We start from the raw sequence: 24,323 nt of genomic DNA on the forward strand, positions 1-24,323 counted from the left end.
CTGTAATGTTTATCGCCGACAGCTTGCGGTGGAATCAATCAGGACGGTCACGTGACAGAGCCAGTAAAGCAGCCAGATTTCAGAGAGCTTTTCACGACTTTCGGCAAAGTGGGTCTGCTGTCTTTTGGCGGTCCGGCGGCTCAGATCGCCATGCTGCAACGTATCATCGTCGATGAGAAGAAATGGATGGATCAGGAAAGGCTGATCCATGCGCTGAACTTTTGCATGTTGTTGCCGGGGCCGGAAGCCATGCAGCTTGCGACCTATTCCGGCTGGGCGGTTAAAGGCTGGCGCGGCGGCCTGCTGGCGGGGCTGTTGTTCGTGCTGCCCGGCGCTGTCGTGATGCTTGGTCTCTCCGCGCTCTACATCGCCTTCGGGCATGTGGAGGTCGTGGCCGGCTTGCTGTTCGGGCTTAAGGCAGCGGTGCTGGCTGTGGTGTTCGAAGCGCTTTACCGCATGGCCAAGCGGACACTGGCTTCAGGCTTTTCCTACGCCGTGGCGATTGCGGCGTTTATTGCCATCGCGCTTTTGAAACTGCCGTTTCCGTTTGTTGTGCTGCTTGCAGCTTTGGCAGGCGGTCTGCGCCATATCGTGCAGGGCAGCGGGGCGGGAACTGGTCTGGGCGAGGCGAGACTCGGAGCATTGCGCGAATTCACGCAGCAAACGCTGGTCTGGGGCGGGCTCTGGCTTGTGCCGCTCATCCTTCTTTATCTGGCCTTCGGCGGCGCGCATGTCTTCGTGCAAGAAGCCGCCTTTTTCTCAAAGCTTGCCGCTGTGACCTTCGGTGGGGCCTATGCGGCCCTTTCCTATACGGCGCAGCAGGCGGTCGAACATTTCGGTTGGATGAAGCCGGGCGAAATGCTGACCGGGCTGGGGCTCGCCGAAACCACGCCGGGACCGCTGATCCTCGTGCTGGTTTTCGTGGGCTTTGTGGGGGCGGCCAACCTGTCCAGCCTGCCGCCCATTCTGGGCGGCTTTGTCGGCGGCTTCATTGCGCTCTGGTTTACCTTCGTGCCGTGTTTTCTATGGATATTGGCGGGAGCGCCATTCGTGGAGCGGCTGCGTCAGGTGCGCTGGCTTTCGGCCATGCTGGGTGGCATCACGGCGGCGGTGGTGGGTGTGATCGCCAATCTGGCGCTGTGGTTCTCGCTGCATGTGCTGTTTGCACAGGTGCTGGATAAGACGGTGGGGCCGTTCAGCGTGCCCTTGCCGGTCTGGAGCACAATAGACAATGCCGCCGTCCTGATTGCAGGCGCGGCGGCATTGCTGCTTGTCGTCTTGAAACTCAACATGCCGCTCGTGCTGTTGCTGGCGGCATGCCTCGGAATTGCTATCCGACTGGTGTTTTAATCGAACAGGCTCGAAACGGACTCTTCCGCTGCGGTGCGCGCAATGGCTTCGCCGATCAGATCGGAGATCGAGAGAACGCGGATATTTGGTGCATCGTTGATCGCGGTGGTCGGCTGTATGGAATCGGTGATCACCAGTTCCTTCAGCTTCGACGCAGCGATACGAGCAACCGCGCCACCCGAGAGAACGCCATGCGTGATGTAAGCGGTGACGCTGTTCGCGCCCTTGGCCAGCAGGGCCTCGGCTGCGTTGCAGAGCGTGCCGCCGGAATCGACGATATCGTCGAACAGCAGGCAGTCCTTGCCAGCCACTTCACCGATGACGTTCATGACTTCCGATTCACCCGGACGTTCGCGACGCTTGTCCACGATGGCGAGCTGCGCGTCGATGCGCTTGGCCAATGAGCGGGCGCGAACCACACCGCCGACGTCCGGCGATACGACCATGCAGTTGCCTGTGGCGTAATTGGCCTTCACGTCGCGCGCGATAACCGGAACGGCATAGAGATTGTCGGTCGGGATATCGAAGAAGCCCTGAATCTGACCGGCATGAAGATCAAGGGTCAGAACGCGGTTTGCACCGGCTTCAGTGATGAGGTTGGAAACCAGCTTTGCCGAAATCGGCGTGCGCGGGCCGGGTTTGCGGTCCTGACGGGCATAGCCGAAATAGGGCAGGACGGCGGTGATGCGGCGCGCCGACGAACGGCGGAAGGCATCGATCATGATGAGCAGTTCCATCAGGTGATCATTTGCCGGATAGGAAGTCGATTGCAGAACGAACACGTCTTCGCCGCGCACGTTTTCCTGAATCTCTACGAAAATCTCCTGATCGGCGAAGCGGCGAACGCTTGCCTTGCCGAGCGGGATGTTGAGATATTTAGCAACGGATTCGGCAAGTGCCCGGTTGGAGTTGCCTGCGAAAAGTTTCATTCTTTTTGCCTCTGAGCCGATGCGATAGGTTTGCGGTTTCGTTCTGTCGCAAAAAGTCCGCATAACGGACGTAATCTTGTTTCGCGCATGGACCGCAACGATGCGGGGCCCAGCAACGTCATCCTTTAAAAACTTTAAAGCCGCGTACTTTTGGCCGGTCAGGTTAAGTACAGCAGCTTACAAGGTTTTCTCGAATGTGGGGCCTATTGCAAAGAGTCACCGTCATTGCAAGGCCCGACTGTTCACAATTGTTGAAAAAGGCCGGATTTCCGGCCTTTCCGCGTGTCAAAAAGCGGGATTCAGTAAGGGATTTCAGTTCCTTGCTGAAAATGCTCAAAGTTTATGCGCGATTTGCCGCAAGCCAGGTAGAATATTCCTGCATGGTGCGGTCGGCGATGGCCTGCATGGTGGCGGGCTGCACCACGCTCCATGAGTCTGCCGCTGCACCTTGCACTTTCTCCTGTCCCTGAATGCGGTGCAGCCGGTTGCCGGAAGCATCCAGTACATCCCAGACATAGAGAACGGTCGTCTGGTTGTCCTCGGAGAGAACCGAGAAGTACCCCTTCATAACATAGGCTGCACTGGTGTCATTGGAGCCTGCCAGCTCGACGCCCTTGGCCTTGGCGTCGTCATTCATTCGGTGCGTCAGCGGCGTCACCACATTGACGGGCGCGCCGACAATGGGCGCGATGTGCAATTTGCCCGGCTTCAGTGTTGCCGTTCGCGCCGATGTCGTGGCCGGTGTTGTGGAAGGCGTTGTTGTCGTATTGGCAGTTGCGGGCGCAGTCGTGCCGGCGGGCGAGGTCGCCTGTCCGTTAGCCGGTTGTCCGGCAGTTTGGCCAGAGCCCTGCACATTCAGTGCGGATTCGGTGCTGTTGCAGGCAGCGAGCGCTCCGGCAAGCAACAGCATCATCGAAATATGTGCCTTGTTCATGGTCGGCTTCATGCTCCTGAAAACACATGGTCCTGAAAATACAGGCGGTTCTCACGTCAGGCCGATTTATCGCCGATCGTGGGCCGTTTGACAATGATGTCAGGCGATAAGCATATCAAGAGAATGGCGGGATAATGGCTGAGCAGCACCATTTGTTGTGAGATATGTCTGTCCGAGCGTCATTGCAGCGCCGCTGTCGGAGTCCATGATGATCATGTGCGCAAAGAGCGTCATGTCCGGCTGGATGCTTTCCGGATTGCCCGCATAGAACATTTGCGGGTCCATCCAGGAGGGTGTGAAGCGTGCCCCGACCGAGTAGCCGCAGGCATTCAGGCGGTGGCGGGTCAGCCCGTGTGCTTCCATGGTGCGGGCATGGGCGTCGAACACATCACCGAATGTTGAAGCCGGTGTCATCGCCGCCTCGACGGCCTCCAGCGCCTCGCGGGCGGCATCGTAAAGCGTGACGTGGTGTTCCGTCGGCTGGCCAATCAGGATCGTGCGCATCATCGGCGCGTGATAATGGCGGAACACGCCCGACCATTCGAGCGTAAGCTGGTCGGTGGCATCAAGCGTGCGGCGACCGGATTTATAGCGGCAGAGCAGGGCGTCTTCGCCGGAGCCGATGATATATTCATTGGCCGGATAGTCGCCGTCGCCGGAAAAATTGGCGCTCATCATGGCGGCCAGAATATCGGCTTCGCTTGCGCCCGCGCGGGTGGTTTTCAGCGCGGCGTCGAGCGCATCATCGCTCAGTTGCGCTGCGCGCTTGGCATAGGCGATTTCCGCCGGGCTTTTCAAAAGGCGTAGGCGGTCCACCATGCCGGATGCGTCGAACAATTTGGCAAAGCTCTGCAATTGCTCGTCGAGCCTGCGGGCATTCGCGCCGGTGAGGCCGTGGGTCTGGTATTCGATGCCGATGCGCGTGCCGAGCAGATCAAGCTCGGTCAGGATATTGCGCAAATCCGCTGCCGGATTTGCATTGTCGCGGTCGGTCCAGACAACGATGTTCTCGATATTGGATGTCTGGCGCGCCTGGCGCAAATCCGCCGAGCGCGTCATCAGCACCATCGAGCCGTCAGCCTTCACCACAAGGCACTGGAAGAAGCAGAAGCCGAACGTGTCATAGCCGGTCAGCCAATACATGCTTTCCTGTGCGAACAGCAGCAGGGCATCGAGCTTGTCCTCCTCCATCTTCAAGATCAGACGGTCGCGGCGTGCGGCGAATTCTTCCGGCTCGAAGTGAAGGGCCATGCGGTTCTCCTCAAATGGAATCTTTGGTGTCCAGAATAGCAATGGCTGCAATCTGGCGTCCATAATCCGGCTCTTTGCGGTGGGTCGTGCGCCGGTAGGAATAGAACTGGTCTTCGTCGGCATAGGTGCACTGGCGAAGGGATTCTGCCTGTACGCCCGCTTTGGTCAGACGGTCGGTGATGAAGGTCCACAGATCGAAAAGCTTGTGATCCGGCTTGTCCGAGGCGCGGAAATAGCGTGCATAGGCCGGGTCTTTGCTCAGAAACTCCGTATAGAACTCCGGTCCGACTTCATAATTGTCGGGGCCGATTGTCGGCCCAAGAACCGCGACGATGTTCTCGCGCTTAGCGCCAAGCCCGATCATCGCGTCAATGGTGTTTTCCAGCACGCCGCTGAATGCGCCCCGCCAGCCCGCATGGGCGGAACCGATGACACCGGCCTCGTGGTCTGCAAACAGGACGGGACCGCAATCGGCAGACAGCGCGCCGAGCGCAATGCCGGGAACATTGGTCACCATGGCATCGGCCTTGGGGCGTGGCGGATCGAAAGGCGCGGTCACATGCAGCACGTCGGGCGAATGAACCTGATGCACCGTCAGGAGATGATCCGGTGCGACGCCAAGCGATTCTGCCACACGGCGGCGGTTTTCCGCGACATGTTCGGCCACATCATCCGATCCGGCTCCGACATTCAGCCCGGCATAAATACCGTCCGAAACGCCGCCTTTGCGCGTGAAAAAGCCGTGCGCAATGCGCTTGCCGGCCTGACCGGCGGGCTTGTCGAGCAGAGGCGAGCGGAGCGGTTGCGGCATGTCGGTCATAGCATATTGGCCTTATTAAACGGCGGGATGGTGGGGGAGGCAGGGTGGCTTGTCAATTGCAGCTTTTTGAAGGGCAATTGGCGCTAGCTTTGTTCGAACGGTATGAGCCGGGTGTCGCGATCGCTGAACGCCAGCACCTTGAACAAGGTGCCCATCTGTTCAGGTGCTGCCAGGCGTTCCACATCCTGCCGGATCTTTTCCTGAAAAGCAGTGTCGCGCCCGCTACCCAGACGACCTGCGCGGTCGAGCAGGCCCATGGCCAGCAGGAATTCGCCTTGGGTCATGGTGCCGGTCTTGCAACGCGAGGCGCGTGCTGTCTGCTCCAGAATATCGAAATCGACATGACTGGTCAGGTCGGCGTCCCCCGGGTGAGCAAAAACATCGTCATAGCCGTGTTTGAGCATGGCTTGCAGCGTGTCGCCAAAGCCGGATTGAAGATGGCCGTAATCGATGTTGAGCGCCGCGCCGCGCGTCTTAGCGATACGCTGCGCGATTTCCTGCAACAGAGCGGTTCGTGCGGGAGCAGCTTCGAAGATTGTGCCGTCAGGGGCCTGCGCATGGTCTTTTGGTAGAAGCGCCGGGTCGATCCCGCCCACGCCGCTGACAAAATGAAATTCATCATTTTCATCAAGCGAAATCAGCCGTTCCACAAAACGCCCGTTCGACTTGACGAATTGCCGGAACGGGATCGCGTCGAACAACTCGTTCGAAACGAGGACCAGTGGGCCGGTGGGGATGTCGGCAAAACGTTCGAACCAGGTGACGGAGACGCCCGTATCGGCGAGCTTCTGCTTCTGCTTTTCGACAAGGCGCGGACTGGTCTCGACCATCGCAACCTGCAGGCTCGCCAGCATTTGCGGGGCAAGCTTGCCAATGCTGCGCAACATGTCGCTCATCAGCGTCCCGCGTCCGGGTCCGATTTCGCACAGCACGGTGTTGGCAGGGCGGCCAAGCGCATCCCATTGCGCGACACACCAGATGCCGGTCAACTCGCCGAACATCTGGCTCACTTCTGGCGCGGTGATGAAATCACCCTCGCGACCGAACGGTTCGCGGGTCGTGTAATAGCCGGATTCCCGGTCACCGAGACATGCGGCCATATAGTCGGCAACGCTGATCGGTCCCGTCGTGGCGATCAGCCGTTTCAGCCGGTCTTTGAGCGAAGTTTCAGGCATCTTTGGCTGCTGCGCGGTTGGCGCGCCACATCGCCCACAGGCCGATCAGCACCATCGGCACCGAAAGCACCATACCCATGGTCAGCCAACCGCCAACCAGATAGCCGAGCTGTGCGTCCGGCTCGCGGAAGAACTCGACGGCAATGCGGCTGAGGCCATAGCCGGTCACGAAAGCGCCCGCAATAAAGCCCGGCTTCTTGAGCTTGCGACCGACCCAGACCAGCAGGAGCAGAACGAAAAACAGCACGAACCCTTCGAGGAACGCTTCATAAAGCTGGCTTGGATGGCGCGGCAGCGGTCCGCCATTCGGGAAATAGACAGCCCATGGCGCATCGCTGACGCGGCCCCAGAGTTCGGAATTGATGAAATTGGCGATACGCACCACGCCGAGGCCGACAGGCACACCGGCGGCGACTACATCGAACATGCTCCACACCTTGATGCCGCGTGAGCGGGCAAACAGGATCATGGCGATGGTGGTGCCGAGAATGCCGCCATGGAACGACATGCCGCCATCCCAGACAGCGGGAATGGCAAGCGGGTTGGAGAGATAATAGGAGAAATTATAGAACAGCACATAGCCGATGCGACCGCCCAGCACGACGCCGAGTGCTGCCCAGATGACGAAATCATCCAGCGCCTCTGGCGCCATGGGCGGCTGATTGTGCGCCCAGAGGCGATGGCTGCGCAGAAGCTTCTTGCCATACCACCACGCGAACATGATGCCGACGACATAGCCAAGCCCGTACCAGTGCACGGCCAGCGGTCCGATGGAAAAGATCACCGGGTCAATGTTCGGAAAGGCAAGGGCCGAAGCGGGCAGCAACGTCGCTAACATGAAATCACTCCATTTTGTGACGGAACATGCTGGACGAACCGGCAACGGTCAAGCTGTCCTGCAAACGCCTTACAACACGATCACTTTCTATAGCTGCGCTTGCATCGGAACTGAGACGGCCCTATTTCAATTTTATGTTTTCAACAGGTCTCTCCTGCAAATAAGGAACGATTGCCATGACCAGCGGACAAAACCGGGTTCTCGACGAACTCGCCAAGCTTGTGACGGATGCGGCAGGCGCTGCGCAAGGCGTGCGCCGTGAAGTGGAAACGGCCTTGCGCTCGCAAGGGGAACGTGTACTCAACACGCTCGACGTCGTGCAGCGCGAAGACTTCGAAGCCGTGCGCGAAATGGCCATCAAGGCGCGCGCCGAAAACAGTGCATTGCTGGCAAGAATCGAAGCACTTGAAGCACGACTTGCCAAATTTGAAGTTGATTCTGATGCCAAATCGGCAAAATCGGCATCTTCGACGGCAAAATCCAAAAATAATTCCTGATTATTTATTAACAGGCCGCGGGCGGTAAAAACCCTTGTCTTAGAGTCGCTTAAGGCAATGCTCGCGGCCAGTCCCTTTCATGTTTCCACATGCTTTCATGTCTCTTTTCTGAAAAGGGACTGGCGTTCAGATTCAGCATCAATAGACTGAAAACACTACATGATTCGAAGTGTGGTCATGTAGGCGGCGGCGAGGGGCTGTAGTTCTAGTTTTCGCGTCTTTCAGGCTGCTTTCCAGTATCAGTTGCGTATGTGCGTGTGCCATTGAGGCGCTTGCATGCTGTTTGGCATGCCGGTTCCTCGACCGATCAATTCGTGCCTGTTTTTCTGCGCTTGTTCTTGCGCGGCGGCGGGTGCGGGCGAGCAATTCTTGCACGCCGGGAATTTGAGATATCCAGCTTGAGGGTGTCTCACAGAACAGGAAACGGACATGAGCCTTCTTGAGCTTGAATTCGCACGCGAGGCGCATCCGGTGGATGTGATCGAGCAGGTTGCGCATTCAAACGACTGGACATTCGAGCGGACTGGCGACGATGAAATCGCAATTTCGGTTGCGGGCAACTGGACTGACTATCACATCTCATTTTCCTGGATGGAAGATTTCGAGGCGCTGCATCTGGCTTGCGCCTTCGACATCAAGGTGGCGGAACCGCGTGTGAACGAGGTGATGCGCCTGCTTTCGCTGATCAACGAAAAGCTCCTCATGGGGCATTTCGATCTCTGGCAGCAGGAAGGTGCCATCATGTACCGCCAGTCGCTGTTGCTGGCCGGTGGTGCAGAACCGACCAGCCGTCAGGTGGAAGTGCTGCTGGCCGCAGCGCTTGAAGCTTGCGAGACCTATTTCCAGGCCTTCCAGTTCGTGGTCTGGTCGGGTGTCAGCGCGCGCGAGTCGCTGGAAAGCGTTGTGTTCGAAACAGTCGGACGCGCCTGATCAGAATCAAACGATAGCCCGGCGGGAAAAGCGTCGGGCTTTGCACGGCAGACGAAAGCGGACGGATATGAGCGAAGACGCGACCATCACCTGGGCTGATTTCGAAAAGGTCGATATCCGGACGGGTACGATTGTGGAGGCGGTGCCCTTTCCGGAAGCGCGCAAGCCCGCCTATAAGCTGAAGATCGATTTCGGCGATAAGATCGGCGTGAAGAAGTCTTCCGCACAGATTACCAAACATTATCAGGCGGAAGAGCTGATCGGTCGTCAGGTGCTAGCCGTGGTGAATTTTCCACCGCGTCAGATCGGACCCTTCATGTCGGAAGTTTTGACGCTGGGCCTGCCCGATGAAGCCGGTGAAGTCGTCCTCGCGGCCATCGACAAGAAAGTGCCGAACGGCGGCAAGCTGTTTTAGCAAACTACGCTTTTCCGAATAATCACGTCCCCCCTCATCCTGAGGAGGTTCCTGAGCTTGCGAAGGAACCGTCTCGAAGGACGAGGGTTTTTAGTGCGTTTTCCCTCGCCCTTCGAGACGCCGTTTTCAACGGCTCCTTAGGATGAGGGACCCTTCGACAAGCTCAGGGTGAGGGGCGGTGTCTCTCGTTACGCCGGAATGTGGATGATGGCGCGCAGGCCGCCGGTGGGGGCGTCGGCCAGCGTAATGTCGCCGCCATGGCTACGCGCAATGTCGAGCGCGATGGCAAGGCCAAGGCCGCCTGTGCCGCCCGAATCCTGCGTTCGCGCTTCATCAAGCCGCACGAAGGGCTTGAACACATCTTCGCGCCGGTCTTCCGGAATGCCCGGTCCGTCATCGTCCACCACGACCTTCAGCCAACCATCCTCATGCGAAATCGAAAGCTCGACATTTTGCGCATGGCGAAAGGCGTTGGACACCAGATTGCTGACGAGCCGTGAGAAAGCATTAGGGCGAACGTGGATTTCACTGTCGCCGTCGATGGAATATTTGAACCCGCGCTCACGCAGGCGTGCTTCGTTTTCAAGCTTCTCGCACAGGCGCTTCACATCGTAGCTTGCGGTTTCTTCCGCGCCTTCGCCGCGCGCAAAGGCCAGATAGCCCTCCAGCATGGTCTGCATGTCGGCGATATCCTGATTGAGCGGCTCGACATCGATCGAGTGCCCCGTCAACGCCAATTGCAGTTTGAAGCGGGTGAGAATGGTGCGCAGATCGTGGCTGACGCCGGACAGCATCGCTGTGCGCTGTTCGATCTGGCGCTCGATGCGGGAACGCATCTGAATGAAGGCGATACCAGCCTTGCGCACTTCTTCCGCGCCGTGCGGCTTGAAACCTTCCGGCATGGAGCGGCCCTTGCCGAAACTTTCGGCAGCGTCTGCCAGTTGCTGGATCGGCTTGATCTGGTTGCGAAGGAAGGCAATGGCGATGATGAGAAGTACTAGCGCGGTGCCCACCATCCAGGTCAGGAAAATGCCGGTATTGGACGCATAAGCCTGACTGCGGCGGGCAAAAACGCGTAGCACCTTGTCATCGAGCTTGATGCGGATTTCGATCAGGTCGGAATCGCCCACCGTATCGACCCAGAAGGGCCGGTTGATCTGACGGGTGATCTCTTCACTGAGGAAGTAATCCAGAATGGCGAAGAACGGCTTCGGTCCTGGTGCGGGCAGGGGATCGGGCGGCAGGATCGAGATATTGAGCGCCAGACGCTGCTGCGCGAGGCGGATCAGATTGTCGTAGCCCGGTTCCTGCGGATAGGTTTCCAGAATGTCGATGATCGCCGAAATATCGCGCACGACAGCCGTGGAAAGCCGCTCGGTCACCATCTGCCAGTGGCGTTCCATGAACACATAGGCGATCACGGACTGCAGCAGGACCATCGGGGCGATGATGATGATGAGCGACCGCGCATAGAGACCTTTCGGCATCCGGCGCGCCAGCCAGCGCGAGAGGTTTTTCCAAAGCGTCATCGTCTCAGAATGTCCCAAACAGCGGCCGGTTGCGTCAAATCACAACTATTCGATGCTGAGCTTGTAGCCGATGCCACGCACAGTCTGGAGCCAGACCGGGTTAGCCGGGTCCTGCTCGATCTTGCGGCGGAGACGGTTGATCTGAACATCGATTGTACGCTCGCCGACATCGCCGTCCTGTCCGGTCAATTCATGACGTGGAATGGTTTCTCCCGCGCGTTCCGCGAAGATCGCCATGATGTCCTGCTCACGATCCGTGAGCTTGATGGTTTCGGCGCCCTTCTTCAATTCGCGGCGCGGAATGAAGAATGTGTAAGGCCCGAACACGATCTGTTCGATCTTGGGCTGGGCAGGCGGTGCGCCGCGGCGCAGAATATTGTTGATGCGCAGCGTCAGCTCGCGCGGATCGAACGGTTTTGGCAGATAATCGTCTGCGCCCGCCGAAAGGCCGTCAATGCGGTTGTCGGTTTCCGACAGCGCAGTCAGCATTAGGATCGGCACGTTCTTTTGTTCGCGCAGCGAGCGGGTCAGAGAAACGCCGGTCTCGCCGGGCATCATTACGTCGAGAATCAGAAGGTCGAAATCGATACCTTCCAGCTTGCGGCGCGCTTCGGCAGCGCTTGCGGCAATGGTGACGCGGAAGCCGCTATTGGTCAGATACTGCGAAAGCAGGCTGCGAATTCGCGTGTCGTCATCGACAACGAGCAGATGCGGGGCGTCATCCGAGAGTGATTTTTGTTCTTCTACGGTCATGGCGTCTTTCGATCCCATTCAGTTTCTGTTCGCTGACGACACAGGGCCGTCGGACGCGCATATTATCGACTGGAATGTGGCACGTCCATTCGCTGTGTTTGTGTATATGTTTTTACACAAGCACTTACTGCTACCTGTCGTAACACTTGGTAGCCCGAAGGCTATTCCTATCAAGACGGTTCTGAGCTGGAAAAGCTGTCGATCTGAGCGCGGCGTTCCGGATTGACCATATTATACAGGAAGCGCTCGATGATGGCGCGATCCTGCGGGGCGCATCCCTCAAGGGCGCGGGCAATGCGATGCGACTGCGGCAAGGCGAGGGCGAGCGTCAGCTGGCGTCCGCTTTTCGTGGGGTAGAGCTTGCGGTGGCGACGGTCGTGGAGACCGGTTGCCTGAACCACATGGCCGGTATCGATCAGCTGCTTGAGAACACGCGACAGGCTCTGCTTGGTGATGCGCAGAACTTCCAGAAGTTCGGCCACCGTCATGCCCGGCTTGCGATTGATGAAGTAAAGCACCCGGTGATGGGCGCGGCCAAAGCTGATCTTTTCGAGAATGAGATCTGGATCGGCGGTGAAGTCGCGATAGGAAAAGAACAAAAGTTCGATGACGTTGAGATCGGCCGCCTCCTCGGCTGTCAACGGATTGCTTATATAATTCATGTCGTTCGTCGAATTCACATTGAGGCTCCGTACTGCTGCGATAAATATGTCAGCATTATTGACATAATTCAACCGCCCAGATAATTTTCGGTAAGCGTGAGCTGGCTTTTTGGAACAATGTTTACGCTGGCGCATGCTGGAGGAGAGATAATTACGCGACCGGGTTTCCGATCACTGCCGTCAAGGCCGTGAAAGGAAATCTGCAACCGCATCATCCCGCTGGTCGGGAGGATTATTTTTTGTCCATGCGTGCTCCGATAAGGTTTTGTGCAAAATCTTTGCTCAACCTCTAAGCATTTCGCACCAAAAGGCCAGTATTCGCGGGAAAAAAGGCGCCTGTTTTGCCGGTAATATCGATTTAACCGACAAAATGGGAATGCGGAGACGTTTGCCCGAGCAGAATCTGCCCTGAGACAGCGCCGCAAGTGTAATATTTAGGAGCAAGAAAATGGCTGCGATTCCATTCGATCAAAGGGACGGATATATCTGGCTGGACGGTGAATTCGTCGACTGGAAAGATGCGAAAATTCATGTCCTCACCCATGGCCTGCATTATGCAAGCACGGTTTTTGAGGGTGAGCGCGCCTATGGCGGCGAAATCTTCAAGCTGAACGAACATACCGAGCGTCTGCATGAATCGGCACGGCTTCTCGGTTTTGCGCTGCCTTACAGCGTTGAAGAAATCAACGATGCCTGCCGGGCGATGATCAAGAAGATGGGCTATGTCGATGCCTATGTGCGCCCGTTTGCATGGCGCGGTTCGGATTCGCTCGGCGTTTCGGCCCAGAACAACCGCATTCACGTGGCAATCGCCTGCTGGGAATGGCCGAGCTATTTCTCGCCGGAAGAAAAGATGAAGGGCATTCGCCTCGACATCGCTGAATATTGCCGCCCGGATCCGCGCACCGCGCCGTCGAAGTCCAAGGCATCCGGCCTCTACATGATCTGCACGATCTCCAAACACGCAGCCGAAGCCAAGGGCTATGCCGATGCGCTAATGTTCGACTGGCGGGGCCAAGTGGCGGAAGCGACTGGCGCCAATGTGTTCTTCGTCAAAGACGGTGCGCTGCATACGCCAAAGCCGGATTGCTTCCTCGACGGCATCACCCGTCGCACTATTATCGATCTGGCAAAGCGTCGTGGTATCGAAGTCATCGAGCGCGCAATCATGCCCGAAGAAATGGCCGATTTCACTGAATGCTTCCTGTGCGGCACGGCTGCCGAAGTTACGCCGGTTTCGGAAATCGCCCAATACCGGTTCACCCCTGGTAAAATCACTGCCGTTTTGATGGATGCTTATACAGCTGAAGTGCAGCCAAAGCGCCAGGCGGCCGAGTGACTGGGTTTTAAACAGAAAAAGAGCGGCTTTCGGGCCGCTTTTTAGTATCTTTACTGCTTACTGTTTGACATTGGAAAGTTTCGGCTCAACATCTTTGTGCCGGAATCGCGTTGTTCCGGTATTGGAGCGGCCTCAGATCTGATGACCTCAAATCGACGCTCTGATTTTTGATCAGGCGCGCAAATATTCCGAACGGTTCATGCTTGTCGGAAAGCGCTCTAACAGAGATGGGGTGACGACTATGGAATCTCTATTGCCTATCATTCTCCAGCTGGTTGCCGGCGCTGTCGGTGGCAATATTGCTGGCGCTGCCAAGAACATCAGCCTTGGGACAACGGGTAACACCGTGGCTGGCGGTATTGGCGGGGTCATTCTCGGCCAGCTTCTTCCGATGCTCTCCGGCGGTGGTCTGGATTCGGTTCTCAATGGTGTTGTCGGCCAGCTCGCTGGCGGCGGTATCGGCGGTATCGTTCTGACTGCAGTTGTGGGGCTCATCAAAAACGCAATGGCTGCCAAGGCCTGAGGAATGCATTTGACCGGGTGGAAACATCGGGTCGCGCAAGGATGCACTTGAAATAAACAACTTGGAGCGCGCGCCAATTTCCGGCAAGCGCTCCGGGTAGACGGCACAGTTTTCAGAGCCACCGGCAAGACGAACTGTTTGAGAGGGATAGAACGGACGGCCATGCGCCGTCCGTTTTTTAGAGCGCATCCCGAAAAGTGTGAAACGCCTCCGCAGGGAAATCAGTTCACTGGACTGATTTCTGATCCTGCTTCGATCAGAAAAGATGCGCGTTAAAGCAAACATTTAGAGCGCCGATCTGATCCAATCAGATCGAAACGCGCTCTAATTGCGAGTTAAAATATCCACAGCGATCGCGACGATTGTTGGGGCGGTGCGGGATTTTAAGCTCTTTCCGTATCGGGCCGGGGCCATTATGTGTGGAGCAACACAGGCGGCGGTTGATGCGATCTTCGCCGATCCACAGATGCGATGGAGTATCCACCATGGGCCAGCTACAGGCGATTATCGTCCCCGTTACCCCGTTTCAGCAAAACTGCACCATTCTTTTCGACGGCGACACCAAGAAGGGTGTCGTCATTGATCCGGGTGGTGATCTGCCGAAGATCGAGGAAGCGGTCCAGTCGCAGGACATCGAGATCGGGGCCATCTGGATCACCCATGGCCATATCGATCATGCGGGCGCTGCGGCCGATCTGAAGGAAAAGCTCGGCGTGGAGATTATCGGCCCGCATGTGGACGATCAGTTTCTGCTCGATAATCTGGTGGCGACCGGCCTGAAATACGGAATTGTCGACGGTGTGCGCAACGTCACGCCGGACCGCTGGCTGGAAGAGGGCGACAAGGTCACCGTCGCCGGACATGCCTTCGACGTATTTCATTGCCCCGGTCATTCGCCAGGCCACGTCGTCTTTTACAGCCCGGAAGCCCGCTTTGCGATTGTCGGCGATGTGCTGTTCAACGGTTCGGTGGGACGCACCGACCTGCCGGGCGGCGACCATACTGCGCTGATCCGGTCGATCCGGGAGAAGCTTCTGCCGCTGGGCGACGATATCGGCTTTATTTGCGGACATGGTCCCGGCGGCCGGTTCGGCGAAGAACGCCGCAACAACCCGTTTCTGATCGGAATTGCGTAAAGGTTACAAAAAAGCCGCCCATTGGGCGGCTTTTTCCTTATCGATTTTGCACTTAAAGCGTATCGCGTTCAATCATATTCACGAGGCACGCTTTAAGCTTTTGTTTTTACGCATGTCTTTCTCCCGAAACCGGTTCCCACTTTCGGGAGGTATGCTTTAGTTGGCGGTGCAGAAATGGTCGCGACCATCATAACCGCGATAGGTGCCGCTGCGTGGATTGAACGAGCGGTAAGTTTCCATGCAGTAGTCCTGCCAACCCTCGGTCCATGGCTCCAGATTCCGCGGACGATAGTAAGTCACGCGGCGCGGTGGAGGTGCCGGATAGTAAGCACGTGGCGCTGGGTAATACGCAGGTGGCGGAGGCGGCGCATCATAGATCGGTTCCGGCTGCACATAGGTCGGCTGCGGCTGGCTCAGCGCGCTGCCGATCAGCGCACCGGCTGCAAGTCCGATCACACCGGCGGCAACTGCATCGCCGCTGCCATGGTGATGACGGCGGCCCCAGGAATCTGCCGAAGCGGAAGCAAGAGGAGCAGCAATCGCTGCCAAAGATGCAACGGTCAGAATGGTTGTCTTCGCAAATCGGTTCATTGTTCGCTCCTTCAGAAGCTCGACTGCAATTCCTCTGGTGCAGACCGCTCGAAAGACGGAGCACCAATCATGGATAATGGGTTAACTCTTTCGACATGAATGGAGGCTGAACAATGGTGAAATAGGGCGCCGAGCTCTCAATTGTCGGTAAAATACGCGCAGCGTCTGTAACAATTCGCGGGCGGGTTATGAGGGGGCCCTGGCTCGTTAATTGCCGGATGCGCTCTTACGGACCGCCGACACTCCATTGGAGAAACTTGGGCAATAAAAAACCCCGGCGTGAACCGGGGTCATAATTGGTATTGAGAACAATCAACCGGTAACGGTGATGTTAACGGCCTTCGGGCCCTTGCCGCGACGATCCGGTTCGGTTTCGTAGGAAACCTTCTGATTGTCTGCGAGGCCCGTCAGGCCCGAAGCCTGTACAGCAGAGATGTGCACGAAGATATCCGCGCCACCATCATCAGGCTTGATAAAACCAAAGCCCTTTTCATTGTTGAAGAATTTGACCAGTCCGGTCTGTGCCATTGGATCCGTTCCTTTTCCTTGGCGCCACCATTTCTTTCAAAAACGATGGAATTACGTCTTCTGCCGAGCGCACCACACACCCGACAGAGGGTCATGCAGGCAGTTCTCGACATTGGGAAGGAACCGATCATTGTCTGGGTATTCCCAGACCCGGAACTTATAGCGGCCCCGGCGCGCCGTTCTTCCAGTCTTCCATTTGTTCGCTAAATGCCCGAACGAGTGGAGACTGATCTATGACGCGAATTTTGGCAAGCAAATTCTTTGAGCCCCCGATGATTTGTTATCTTTGAACCGGAACGCGGGTTTATTTTTCCGATTATTTCTAGAATTTCTGAAGCGGTATACCGAAATAGAACAGCCTATCCTTGATATATAAGAGATCTTATAGAGAAGGCGCGTGTTTAAATAGCCGGATTAATTGGTGCGTTTAATAAAGTGCCCCATCTTTGCGGGCGCAAAAATGGTCACTTTCATCGATGCCCTAGCGATTGCGCGAAACAATGCATGCGCCGCCGGCTGCGCGCAACTTGCTACAAATACCATCGGCTTCCGCCCGGCTGTTGGCGCCGATCCGCACCGCATAGATGCCGCGCCGCCCCATCGGGGTGCGAATGCGGCTGATGACCGGGCTATGGCCGCTCAGTACAGAGGCGAATTGCTTGCGCAGGCGGCTCCATTGATTGACAGCCGCACCGCGGCGGAAATTCCCCGCAACCTGTATTCCCCATGGCTTCGGCTTGACGCGCGACATGGGTATCGTCGCCGAGCGGATGATCGGCAGGCGGCGGCAGGCTTCCGTAAAGGAACGCCCCGAATCAAGAGGCCGGTTCTGCACCTCCCTGCCGGAAGCGAAGTCGTCGGCGGGCGCGCCGGTAATATCCAGCACATAGTCCTCGGTTTCGAGCGGCAGGAAACCGCCCGAGCGCATCCAGCTGGAAACACGCCCCGGCCCGGCATTATAGGCCGCAGCGGCGAGACCCCAATTGCCGAAGGCTTTTTTGAGGTCGAACAGGAAACTGGCCGAGGCCGGAATTGCCTGCTCGATGTCGAACGGGTCGGCCAGACCGCGCTCCTTTGCCGTATAGGGCATGAATTGTGCAATGCCTTGCGCGCCGACCGGGCTGACGGCCTGATGGTCGAACCGGCTTTCCTTCCAGATCAGGCGGGCGAAGAAATCTTTTGGTATGCCATGCGTGGATGCGCTGGTCTCGATCAACTGGCAGATTCGATTGACGGTGGGCGCTTTCTTTTCCGGCGGTAATGGTGGCGCCGATATGCGCGGATTGGGTTCGCTAAAGCTTGCCGGTGCCGGTTCTGCCTCGGCGGGAATGAGTGAAAGCGGGACGATCAGAAACGATGCCGCCAGAAAAGTTCCGAAACGCCGCATGTCGTCTTTCTGTTCGCTTTTGCCCCATGCTGTGACCCGGATTGTTCGGGCCGAAAGCTTGACTGCAGAGTAACGCAACTTGGCGACTTGTCGATACGTGGCGTCCAATCTTCCCATTTAAATCTTGCCCTTCGGAACATCTGCTCCATTCTAGATGGGGACAAAAGACGGATAGACGTTTCTGGAGAGGAGGAAACATGTCGAGGGGTTTGTCGTGGACCGGCTTGATTGCCGGTGTTCTGTTGTTGAGCGGTTGTGTTGCGGAAGGTGGTCCCGATCACAGGCCGCCGCCGGTCCGGCCCGGTAATCCGGGCCATGTGCAGGCCTGCCCGATGATCTATTCGCCGGTTTGCGGCGAGAGCAGGGGTGTCCGGCGGACATTCGGCAATGCGTGTTCAGCACGGGCGGAAGGGTTCCGCGTGGTGTCGAATGGTCAGTGCAGCAGTCGCCCGGGTTCCGGCTGGAATGGCCCCGGCGTCGGTCCGGCTCGTCCGCCGCAGCACGGCGTCCGACCGGGCATGGGCGCATGTACGCGGGAATTTGCACCCGTTTGTGCGCGACGCGGCAGTGAACGGCGCAGCTTCTCCAATCGCTGCGAAGCGGAACGCGCCGGTTTCCGCGTCACGGGTGGCGGTCGCTGCTAGGTGAACGGCGAGGCGGATCAGCGTTCACGCGGCTCCGCCTCTCTATATCGCAAGGCGTCGACCAGAAGCGCGAAGGCCGGGGAAGATTGTCTCCGGCTGGGGTAATAGAGATGAAAGCCCGGAAAGGGCGGGCACCAGTCTTCCAGCACGCGCACCAGCGTGCCATCGGCAAAACCGTCCCGCATATAGTATTCCGGCAAGCTGGCGAGGCCGAAACCGGCTTTCGCAGCTTCGACGATCATGGTCGGGGAATTGAGAATGAGCTGGCCTTCGACGCGCACCTTCAGCTCTCGCCCGTTCTTCTCGAATTCCCAGGCATAAAGCCCGCCATAGGTGAGCAGCCGCAGATTGATGCAACGATGCGCGGTCAGTTCCTGTGGGGTGCGGGGCACCGGATGACGTTTGAAATAGGACGGCGCGCCGACCACGGCCATGCGCACGTCAGGGCCGATGGGCACGGCGATCATGTCCTGTGCGATCTGCTCGCCAAGGCGAATACCGGCGTCATAACGATCGGCTACGATGTCGCGCAGCCCGGAATCGACGGCCACTTCGACGTGGATATCGGGATAGTCCGGCAGAAGTCGTTCCAGAGCGGGCCACAGGATGGACTGCGCCGCATGTTCGGGAGTGGTGATGCGAATGGTTCCGGCAGGCTTGTCGCGCAATTCGCTCAGGGCGTCGAGTTCGGTTTCGATCTCTTCGAAACGGGGCCCGATGGTGTGCAACAGCCTTTCGCCAGCCTCGGTCGGGGAGACGCTGCGCGTGGTGCGGGTGAGAAGACGCAGGCCGAGCCGTTCCTCAAGCCCGCGCATTGTGTGGCTGAGCGCTGATTGGGAAACACCAAGTTTTGCCGCCGCGCGGGTGAAACTGCCCTCGCGGGCAATGGCCAGAAAAGCCAGCAGATAGTGAATATTGTCGCGCCGCATTGATGAATCCACTTCATGAGTTCATGCCGATTATAGTGTCTAATCATCGGCAGCAGAAGTTTTTAAGTTTGCCGCGATTTCAGGCGGGGAAAGAAAGGAAACACATCATGCAGATCAAGCGCATCGGGTCTCAGCCTTCGACCAAGGGTTCCGCCGATTATTTCACCGGTACGGTTCGGCTCGACATGCCGTTCAGCACGACGGCACCGGCGCGTGTTGGCGGCGCTACCGTGTCATTCGAGCCGGGCGCACGCACGGCGTGGCACACGCATCCGCTGGGCCAGACGGTGATCGTGACCGCAGGGCTTGGCTGGGCGCAGCGCGAGGGCGGCCCTGTCGAGGAAATCCGCCCCGGCGATATCGTCTGGTTCGAGCCGGGCGAACGGCATTGGCACGGCGCGACGGCCACCACGGCCATGACCCATATTGCTATAGCGGAAGCGCTCGACGGCAAGGTGGTGGACTGGCTGGAACATGTCAGCGACGAAGATTATCACGCATAAGGATATTGACCATGAAGAAGAGAATATTGGGCCGTAGCGGCCTTGAGGTTTCAGCCATCGGTCTCGGCTGCATGGGCCTTAGTTTCGCCTATGGTCCGGCCATGGAAAAGGCACAGGCGGTCGGGCTGCTGAGAGCTGCATTCGACAAGGGCATCACGTTCTTCGATACAGCGGAAGTCTATGGACCCTATGTGAATGAGGAAGTTCTGGGCGAAGCGCTGGCGCCGATTCGCGACCGGGTGGTGATCGCCACCAAGTTCGGTTTCGAATTCGACGACAAGGGTGGTCAGAATGGGGTGAATAGCCGTCCCGAACATATTCGGGCGGTTGCTGAAGCATCGCTGAAACGGCTGAAGACGGATGTGATCGACCTTTTCTATCAGCATCGCGTTGACCCGGCGACACCGATCGAGGACGTGGCCGGAACGGTGCGCGATCTGATCCAGGAAGGGAAGGTCAAGCACTTCGGCCTTTCGGAAGCTGGTCCGCAAACCATCCGGCGCGCCCATGCCGTGCAGCCGGTCACGGCGTTGCAAAGCGAATATTCGCTGTGGTGGCGTGAGCCGGAACAGCAAATCCTGCCGGTTCTGGAAGAGCTGGGCATCGGCTTTGTTCCGTTCAGCCCGCTGGGCAGAGGCTTTCTGGCCGGAACCATCGACAGCAAGACGAGCTTTGCGGCCAATGATTTCCGCAATGTCGTGCCGCGCTTTTCGACCGAAGCCCGTGATGCCAATCAGGCGCTGGTCGATATGCTTGGCCAGATCGCAGAAGCCAAGGGTGTTACCCGTGCCCAGATCGCGATTGCGTGGTTGCTGGCGCAGAAGCCATGGATCGTGCCCATTCCCGGTACGACGAAGCTGCATCGTCTGGAAGAAAACATCGGTGCCACCACCGTCGAACTGAGTGCCGAGGATCTGAACCGCATAGAAGCCGCGCTTGCCGACATCACTGTGCAGGGCGACCGCTATCCGGCGCATTTGCAACAGCGTGTCGACCGGTAGCCCCGTTCAACAGGAGACAGGACCATGCAGGGAATTCAGGACAAGGTCGTCATCATCACTGGCGCAAGCAGCGGTCTCGGTGAAGCGGCTGCGCGGCGGCTGGCCGAAGGCGGGGCCAAGCTTGTGCTCGGCGCGCGCCGTCTCGATCGGCTAAAGGCGCTGGCCGGTGAACTGAAACTGGCCGAAGGCGCGGTTCTGCGAACGGACGTGACCGACCGCCTTCAGGTTCAGCATCTGGTCGATCAGGCAGTGAAGCTGCATGGTCGTGTCGATGTGCTGATCAACAATGCCGGGCTGATGCCGCATTCGATGCTCGAAATGGGCAAGGTGGATGACTGGGATCGCATGATCGACGTCAATATCAAGGGCGTGCTTTATGGCATCGCCGCCGCCTTGCCGCATATGCGCGACCAGAAGAGCGGTCACATTATCAATGTCTCGTCGGTGGCGGGGCATAAGGTGGGACCGGGCGGGGCCGTCTATTCGGCCACCAAACATGCGGTGCGGGTCATTTCGGAAGGATTGCGTCAGGAAGTGAAGCCGTACAACATCCGCACGACGGTGATATCGCCGGGCGCAGTGGCGACGGAGCTTCCCAACAGCGTCACAGACCCGCAGCAGGCCGAGCGCGTGAAGGCGCTTTATAACAATGTGGCTATTCCGGCGGAGTCTTTCGCGTCCATGGTGGCTTTCGCGATGAGCCAGCCGGATAATGTTGACGTCAACGAAATCCTGTATCGTCCGACCGCGCAGGAATATTGATGGCAAAATAAATGCGGCTCCGGGTGGAGCCGCATTTTTATCTTCCCGGACGACCGGTCTTGCCGGGCCGCCGCTTCTTGCGGGCGACTTCCGCCGGGTCTTCGTAAGAGCCGATACCGGCACGTTCGCGGCGAACCGGAGCCTCTCCACCGGCGGGCACTTCCGTCCGCTTCACCGTCATTTCATCCAGCGAGTTCTTGCGGAATTTCGTGTCCGGCGCTGCGGGCAACGGGCCATCATGGCGTGGCTTCGCCATGTCCGTGCCCGGTCCCATATTGTCGAGCGACGGCTTCTGGAACAGAGACTTGCCGCTGGTGTCATCAACCGTTCTATGCACCTTGCGCCCGGCATTGTGGCGGCCCTTTGTGCGCCCGGTGACCGGGCTTTCCAGTTCCACCTCCCGCGCCATCGGATCGTCGGCAATGGCGAGTTCCGTCTCGCGCAGGCGCTTGATTTCGTCGCGCAGACGCGCGGCCTTTTCGAAATCCAGATCGGCAGCGGCATCGCGCATCTGCTTTTCCAGATATTCCAGATGGGCTTGCAGATTGTTGCCCATCATGCCGCCTTCTTCGGCAAAGCCCGAAATATCGGCGCGGACATGGTCGCGTTCGTAGACCGAGTTCAGAATATCCGAAATGTTCTTCTTCACCGAGGCCGGTGTTATGCCGTGTTCTTCATTATAGGCAATCTGCTTCTCACGGCGACGGCTGGTTTCATCCATGGCACGCTGCATCGAGCCGGTAATGTTGTCGGCGTAAAGGATAACCTTGCCGTCGACATTACGCGCGGCGCGACCGATGGTCTGGACCAGTGAGGTTTCAGACCGCAGAAAACCTTCCTTGTCGGCGTCGAGAATGGCAACGAAGCCGCATTCGGGAATGTCGAGACCTTCGCGCAGCAGGTTGATGCCGACCAGCACGTCGAATGCGCCAAGCCGCAGATCGCGGATGATCTCGATACGCTCCAGCGTGTCGATATCGGAGTGCATGTAGCGCACGCGCACGCCCTGTTCGTGCAGATATTCGGTCAGGTCTTCCGCCATGCGCTTGGTCAGCACCGTGACCAGCGTGCGGTAGCCCTTCTTTGCCGTGTCGCGGATTTCGCCAAGCACGTCGTCCACCTGCGTCTTGGCAGGACGGATTTCCACGGGGGGGTCGATCAGGCCGGTCGGGCGAATCACCTGTTCAGCAAAAACGCCACCCGCTTCTTCCATTTCCCAGCTGCCCGGCGTTGCCGAAACGGCAATAGTCTGCGGACGCATCGCGTCCCATTCCTCGAAGCGGAGCGGGCGGTTATCCATGCAGGACGGCAGGCGGAAGCCATATTCGGCCAGCGTCGCCTTACGGCGGAAGTCGCCGCGATACATGCCGCCGATCTGCGGGACGGTGACATGGCTTTCATCGATGAAAACCAGCGCGTTGTCCGGGATATATTCAAACAGGGTCGGCGGCGGTTCGCCGGGATTGCGACCTGTCAGATAGCGCGAATAGTTTTCGATGCCCGCGCAGGAGCCGGTGGCTTCCAGCATTTCTAGATCGAAAGTCGTGCGCTGTTCCAGACGCTGCGCTTCCAGCAGACGCCCGGCATTGTTCAATTCGACAAGGCGATGCTTCAGCTCGTCCTTGATCGACTTGATGGCCTGATTGAGCGTCGGTCGCGGCGTGACATAGTGCGAATTTGCGTAGATCTTGACCGATTTCAGATCGCCGGTCTTCTGGCCGGTGAGCGGGTCGAATTCGGTGATGGTTTCAATCTCGTCGCCGAACAGCGAAATGCGCCAGGCCCGGTCTTCCAAGTGGGCCGGGAAAAGTTCGATCGTGTCGCCACGCACGCGGAACGAGCCGCGCACGAAATTGATGTCCTGCCGCTTATATTGCTGCGCCACGAGATCGGCGAGCAATTGCCGCTGGTCGAGCCGGTCGCCGATCTTCATTTCGAAGGTCATGGCCGTATAGGTTTCGACCGAACCGATACCATAGATGCACGAGACCGAAGCGACGATGATCACGTCGTCGCGCTCAAGCAGCGCGCGCGTGGCCGAGTGGCGCATACGGTCGATCTGCTCGTTGATCGAGGATTCCTTCTCGATATAGGTGTCTGAGCGCGGCACATAGGCTTCCGGCTGATAATAATCGTAATAGGATACGAAATACTCGACCGCATTGTTCGGGAAGAAGCTCTTGAACTCGCCGTAAAGCTGGGCCGCCAGCGTCTTGTTGGGCGCGAGGATCAGCGCCGGGCGCTGGGTCTCCTGAATAACCTTGGCCATGGTGAAGGTTTTGCCGGAGCCGGTGACGCCGAGCAGCACCTGTGTGCGGTCGTCATTGGTCAGCCCTTCGACCAGATCACGAATCGCCGTCGGCTGGTCGCCGGACGGTTCGAATGGCGTCTCCATCTCGATGGAAATGCCGCCTTCGGATTTTTCCGGGCGGGCAGGGCGGTGCGGTGTCCAGAGCTGGCCGTTTTTGAACAGCGGATTGCCAGATTCGATCAGATCGGACAGCGCCTGCACGGTGGCAGTGGCACCCGACGCATTGAGCCCGGCGGCATCTTCAAGACTGATATCAAGCCCGGCCACAGGATTGAGCCCTGCGGCTGCGCGCTCCTTGGCGGAAGCTGCGCCGCCCATCGAGGTGCCACGACCGCTGCGCGTCGCTTCCTTGCTGCGTTCGGGAATTTTCTTCGGCGTCTTGGCGGATTTCGATGCTTTGGCAGCAGGCTTTGCCGCTTCGTCGCCGATTTCCTTCGCCCAGTCGGCGATGGAGCCGGTCAACGGCGCGCCAGAAAGCTCGGCCTGCGGCATTTCGCTGAAGCCGTCAGCCGTATCGTGCGAATCCTGTGTGTATTTGTCTTTGGAGGAAGCCATGTCGCTAATATGGAATTTCGACATGCAAATG

Annotated in this window: 25 protein-coding genes; 11 read left to right on the forward strand and 14 right to left on the reverse strand. The window is 58.2% G+C overall.

Features of this window, described 5'->3' with window-relative positions; genetic code table 11:
• The first annotated feature begins 51 nt into the window (after positions 1–51).
• Positions 52–1,350 carry a chromate efflux transporter gene (gene chrA / locus QLQ11_RS00660; RefSeq protein ID WP_121536506.1) on the forward strand — a complete coding sequence of 433 codons (1,299 nt, stop codon included), beginning with the start codon at positions 52–54 and terminating at the stop codon, positions 1,348–1,350.
• Here chrA and QLQ11_RS00665 read toward each other — a convergent pair.
• From QLQ11_RS00665 to lgt, 6 genes are all read right to left on the reverse strand, one after another.
• Positions 1,347–2,279, reverse strand: coding sequence for a ribose-phosphate pyrophosphokinase (locus QLQ11_RS00665; protein ID WP_109369495.1), 933 nt, complete (start codon positions 2,277–2,279; stop codon positions 1,347–1,349). The two genes, chrA and QLQ11_RS00665, sit on opposite strands and share 4 nt — an antisense overlap.
• 340 nt (positions 2,280–2,619) lie before the next feature.
• Positions 2,620–3,225 carry a hypothetical protein gene (locus QLQ11_RS00670; RefSeq protein ID WP_121536504.1) on the reverse strand — a complete coding sequence of 202 codons (606 nt, stop codon included), beginning with the start codon at positions 3,223–3,225 and terminating at the stop codon, positions 2,620–2,622.
• A gap of 87 nt (positions 3,226–3,312) precedes the next feature.
• Positions 3,313–4,464 carry a Xaa-Pro peptidase family protein gene (locus tag QLQ11_RS00675; protein WP_121536502.1) on the reverse strand — a complete coding sequence of 384 codons (1,152 nt, stop codon included), beginning with the start codon at positions 4,462–4,464 and terminating at the stop codon, positions 3,313–3,315.
• Between the two features lie 10 nt (positions 4,465–4,474).
• Entirely contained in the window at positions 4,475–5,284 is an 810-nt protein-coding gene (gene pgeF / locus QLQ11_RS00680; protein ID WP_371835884.1) for a peptidoglycan editing factor PgeF, read from the reverse strand.
• Positions 5,285–5,367: 83 nt separating this feature from the next.
• Entirely contained in the window at positions 5,368–6,459 is a 1,092-nt protein-coding gene (locus QLQ11_RS00685) for a class I SAM-dependent methyltransferase (protein ID WP_283735927.1), read from the reverse strand.
• Positions 6,452–7,297 (reverse strand): prolipoprotein diacylglyceryl transferase, encoded by an 846-nt coding sequence (gene lgt / locus QLQ11_RS00690; RefSeq protein ID WP_171318530.1) that lies wholly within the window; start codon positions 7,295–7,297, stop codon positions 6,452–6,454. The genes QLQ11_RS00685 and lgt overlap by 8 nt, the downstream gene beginning before the upstream one ends.
• A 176-nt stretch (positions 7,298–7,473) precedes the next feature.
• Between lgt and QLQ11_RS00695 the strand changes: the two genes are divergently transcribed.
• The 3 genes from QLQ11_RS00695 (at position 7,474) to QLQ11_RS00705 (ending at position 9,139) form a co-directional block, all read left to right on the forward strand.
• A complete protein-coding gene (locus QLQ11_RS00695; protein ID WP_109369489.1) occupies positions 7,474–7,794 on the forward strand; it encodes an accessory factor UbiK family protein in 321 nt (106 codons plus the stop codon).
• A gap of 429 nt (positions 7,795–8,223) precedes the next feature.
• Positions 8,224–8,724 carry a YbjN domain-containing protein gene (locus QLQ11_RS00700; RefSeq protein WP_078338736.1) on the forward strand — a complete coding sequence of 167 codons (501 nt, stop codon included), beginning with the start codon at positions 8,224–8,226 and terminating at the stop codon, positions 8,722–8,724.
• A gap of 67 nt (positions 8,725–8,791) precedes the next feature.
• The gene (locus tag QLQ11_RS00705) at positions 8,792–9,139 is read left to right on the forward strand and encodes a tRNA-binding protein (RefSeq protein WP_121536496.1); all 348 of its coding nucleotides are present in this window, start codon (positions 8,792–8,794) and stop codon (positions 9,137–9,139) included.
• A gap of 188 nt (positions 9,140–9,327) precedes the next feature.
• On the opposite strand, the gene QLQ11_RS00710 is transcribed toward QLQ11_RS00705, so the two are convergent.
• The 3 genes from QLQ11_RS00710 to QLQ11_RS00720 form a co-directional block, all read right to left on the reverse strand.
• On the reverse strand, positions 9,328–10,668 hold the full coding sequence (locus QLQ11_RS00710) for an ATP-binding protein (RefSeq protein WP_109369488.1): 1,341 nt from the start codon (positions 10,666–10,668) through the stop codon (positions 9,328–9,330).
• Positions 10,669–10,713: 45 nt separating this feature from the next.
• The gene (locus QLQ11_RS00715) at positions 10,714–11,421 is read right to left on the reverse strand and encodes a response regulator (protein WP_121536494.1); all 708 of its coding nucleotides are present in this window, start codon (positions 11,419–11,421) and stop codon (positions 10,714–10,716) included.
• 170 nt (positions 11,422–11,591) lie between these two features.
• Positions 11,592–12,101: a MarR family winged helix-turn-helix transcriptional regulator gene (locus tag QLQ11_RS00720; RefSeq protein ID WP_121536636.1), complete on the reverse strand. Its 510-nt coding sequence runs from the start codon at positions 12,099–12,101 to the stop codon at positions 11,592–11,594.
• Between the two features lie 430 nt (positions 12,102–12,531).
• Here QLQ11_RS00720 and QLQ11_RS00725 point away from each other — a divergent pair, with 430 nt between their 5' ends.
• The 3 genes from QLQ11_RS00725 to QLQ11_RS00735 all read left to right on the forward strand — a co-directional run bounded on the left by QLQ11_RS00725 (position 12,532) and on the right by QLQ11_RS00735 (position 15,081).
• On the forward strand, positions 12,532–13,422 hold the full coding sequence (locus QLQ11_RS00725) for a branched-chain amino acid aminotransferase (protein WP_121536492.1): 891 nt from the start codon (positions 12,532–12,534) through the stop codon (positions 13,420–13,422).
• A 241-nt stretch (positions 13,423–13,663) separates the two neighbouring features.
• Entirely contained in the window at positions 13,664–13,945 is a 282-nt protein-coding gene (locus QLQ11_RS00730) for a hypothetical protein (protein ID WP_109369485.1), read from the forward strand.
• 485 nt (positions 13,946–14,430) lie between these two features.
• Positions 14,431–15,081: an MBL fold metallo-hydrolase gene (locus tag QLQ11_RS00735; protein ID WP_121536490.1), complete on the forward strand. Its 651-nt coding sequence runs from the start codon at positions 14,431–14,433 to the stop codon at positions 15,079–15,081.
• Positions 15,082–15,237: 156 nt separating this feature from the next.
• On the opposite strand, the gene QLQ11_RS00740 is transcribed toward QLQ11_RS00735, so the two are convergent.
• The 3 genes from QLQ11_RS00740 to QLQ11_RS00750 form a co-directional block, all read right to left on the reverse strand.
• Positions 15,238–15,672 carry a BA14K family protein gene (locus tag QLQ11_RS00740; protein WP_109369483.1) on the reverse strand — a complete coding sequence of 145 codons (435 nt, stop codon included), beginning with the start codon at positions 15,670–15,672 and terminating at the stop codon, positions 15,238–15,240.
• A gap of 312 nt (positions 15,673–15,984) precedes the next feature.
• Positions 15,985–16,200 (reverse strand): cold-shock protein, encoded by a 216-nt coding sequence (locus tag QLQ11_RS00745; RefSeq protein ID WP_109369482.1) that lies wholly within the window; start codon positions 16,198–16,200, stop codon positions 15,985–15,987.
• A gap of 481 nt (positions 16,201–16,681) precedes the next feature.
• Positions 16,682–17,587, reverse strand: coding sequence for a lytic transglycosylase domain-containing protein (locus QLQ11_RS00750; protein WP_235858887.1), 906 nt, complete (start codon positions 17,585–17,587; stop codon positions 16,682–16,684).
• A gap of 197 nt (positions 17,588–17,784) precedes the next feature.
• Between QLQ11_RS00750 and QLQ11_RS00755 the strand changes: the two genes are divergently transcribed.
• On the forward strand, positions 17,785–18,231 hold the full coding sequence (locus QLQ11_RS00755; RefSeq protein WP_121536488.1) for a Kazal-type serine protease inhibitor: 447 nt from the start codon (positions 17,785–17,787) through the stop codon (positions 18,229–18,231).
• Between the two features lie 17 nt (positions 18,232–18,248).
• Here QLQ11_RS00755 and QLQ11_RS00760 read toward each other — a convergent pair whose 3' ends face one another.
• On the reverse strand, positions 18,249–19,160 hold the full coding sequence (locus tag QLQ11_RS00760; protein WP_121536486.1) for a LysR family transcriptional regulator: 912 nt from the start codon (positions 19,158–19,160) through the stop codon (positions 18,249–18,251).
• A gap of 107 nt (positions 19,161–19,267) precedes the next feature.
• Here QLQ11_RS00760 and QLQ11_RS00765 point away from each other — a divergent pair, with 107 nt between their 5' ends.
• Genes QLQ11_RS00765 through QLQ11_RS00775 form a run of 3 tightly spaced genes read left to right on the forward strand, consistent with a single transcriptional unit; the run spans position 19,268 to position 21,426 of the window.
• Positions 19,268–19,663, forward strand: a complete 396-nt coding sequence (locus QLQ11_RS00765; RefSeq protein ID WP_109369479.1) for a cupin domain-containing protein — start codon at positions 19,268–19,270, stop codon at positions 19,661–19,663.
• A gap of 11 nt (positions 19,664–19,674) precedes the next feature.
• Positions 19,675–20,664, forward strand: coding sequence for an aldo/keto reductase (locus tag QLQ11_RS00770; RefSeq protein WP_121536484.1), 990 nt, complete (start codon positions 19,675–19,677; stop codon positions 20,662–20,664).
• Between the two features lie 24 nt (positions 20,665–20,688).
• A complete protein-coding gene (locus QLQ11_RS00775) occupies positions 20,689–21,426 on the forward strand; it encodes an SDR family oxidoreductase (protein WP_121536482.1) in 738 nt (245 codons plus the stop codon).
• Positions 21,427–21,463: 37 nt separating this feature from the next.
• On the opposite strand, the gene uvrB is transcribed toward QLQ11_RS00775, so the two are convergent.
• Positions 21,464–24,292 (reverse strand): excinuclease ABC subunit UvrB, encoded by a 2,829-nt coding sequence (uvrB, locus tag QLQ11_RS00780; protein ID WP_121536634.1) that lies wholly within the window; start codon positions 24,290–24,292, stop codon positions 21,464–21,466.
• Positions 24,293–24,323: the final 31 nt, after the last annotated feature.

Source organism: Ochrobactrum sp. SSR (genome assembly GCF_030067775.1).
In the GTDB taxonomy this organism is placed as follows: Bacteria; Pseudomonadota; Alphaproteobacteria; order Rhizobiales; family Rhizobiaceae; genus Brucella; species Brucella teleogrylli.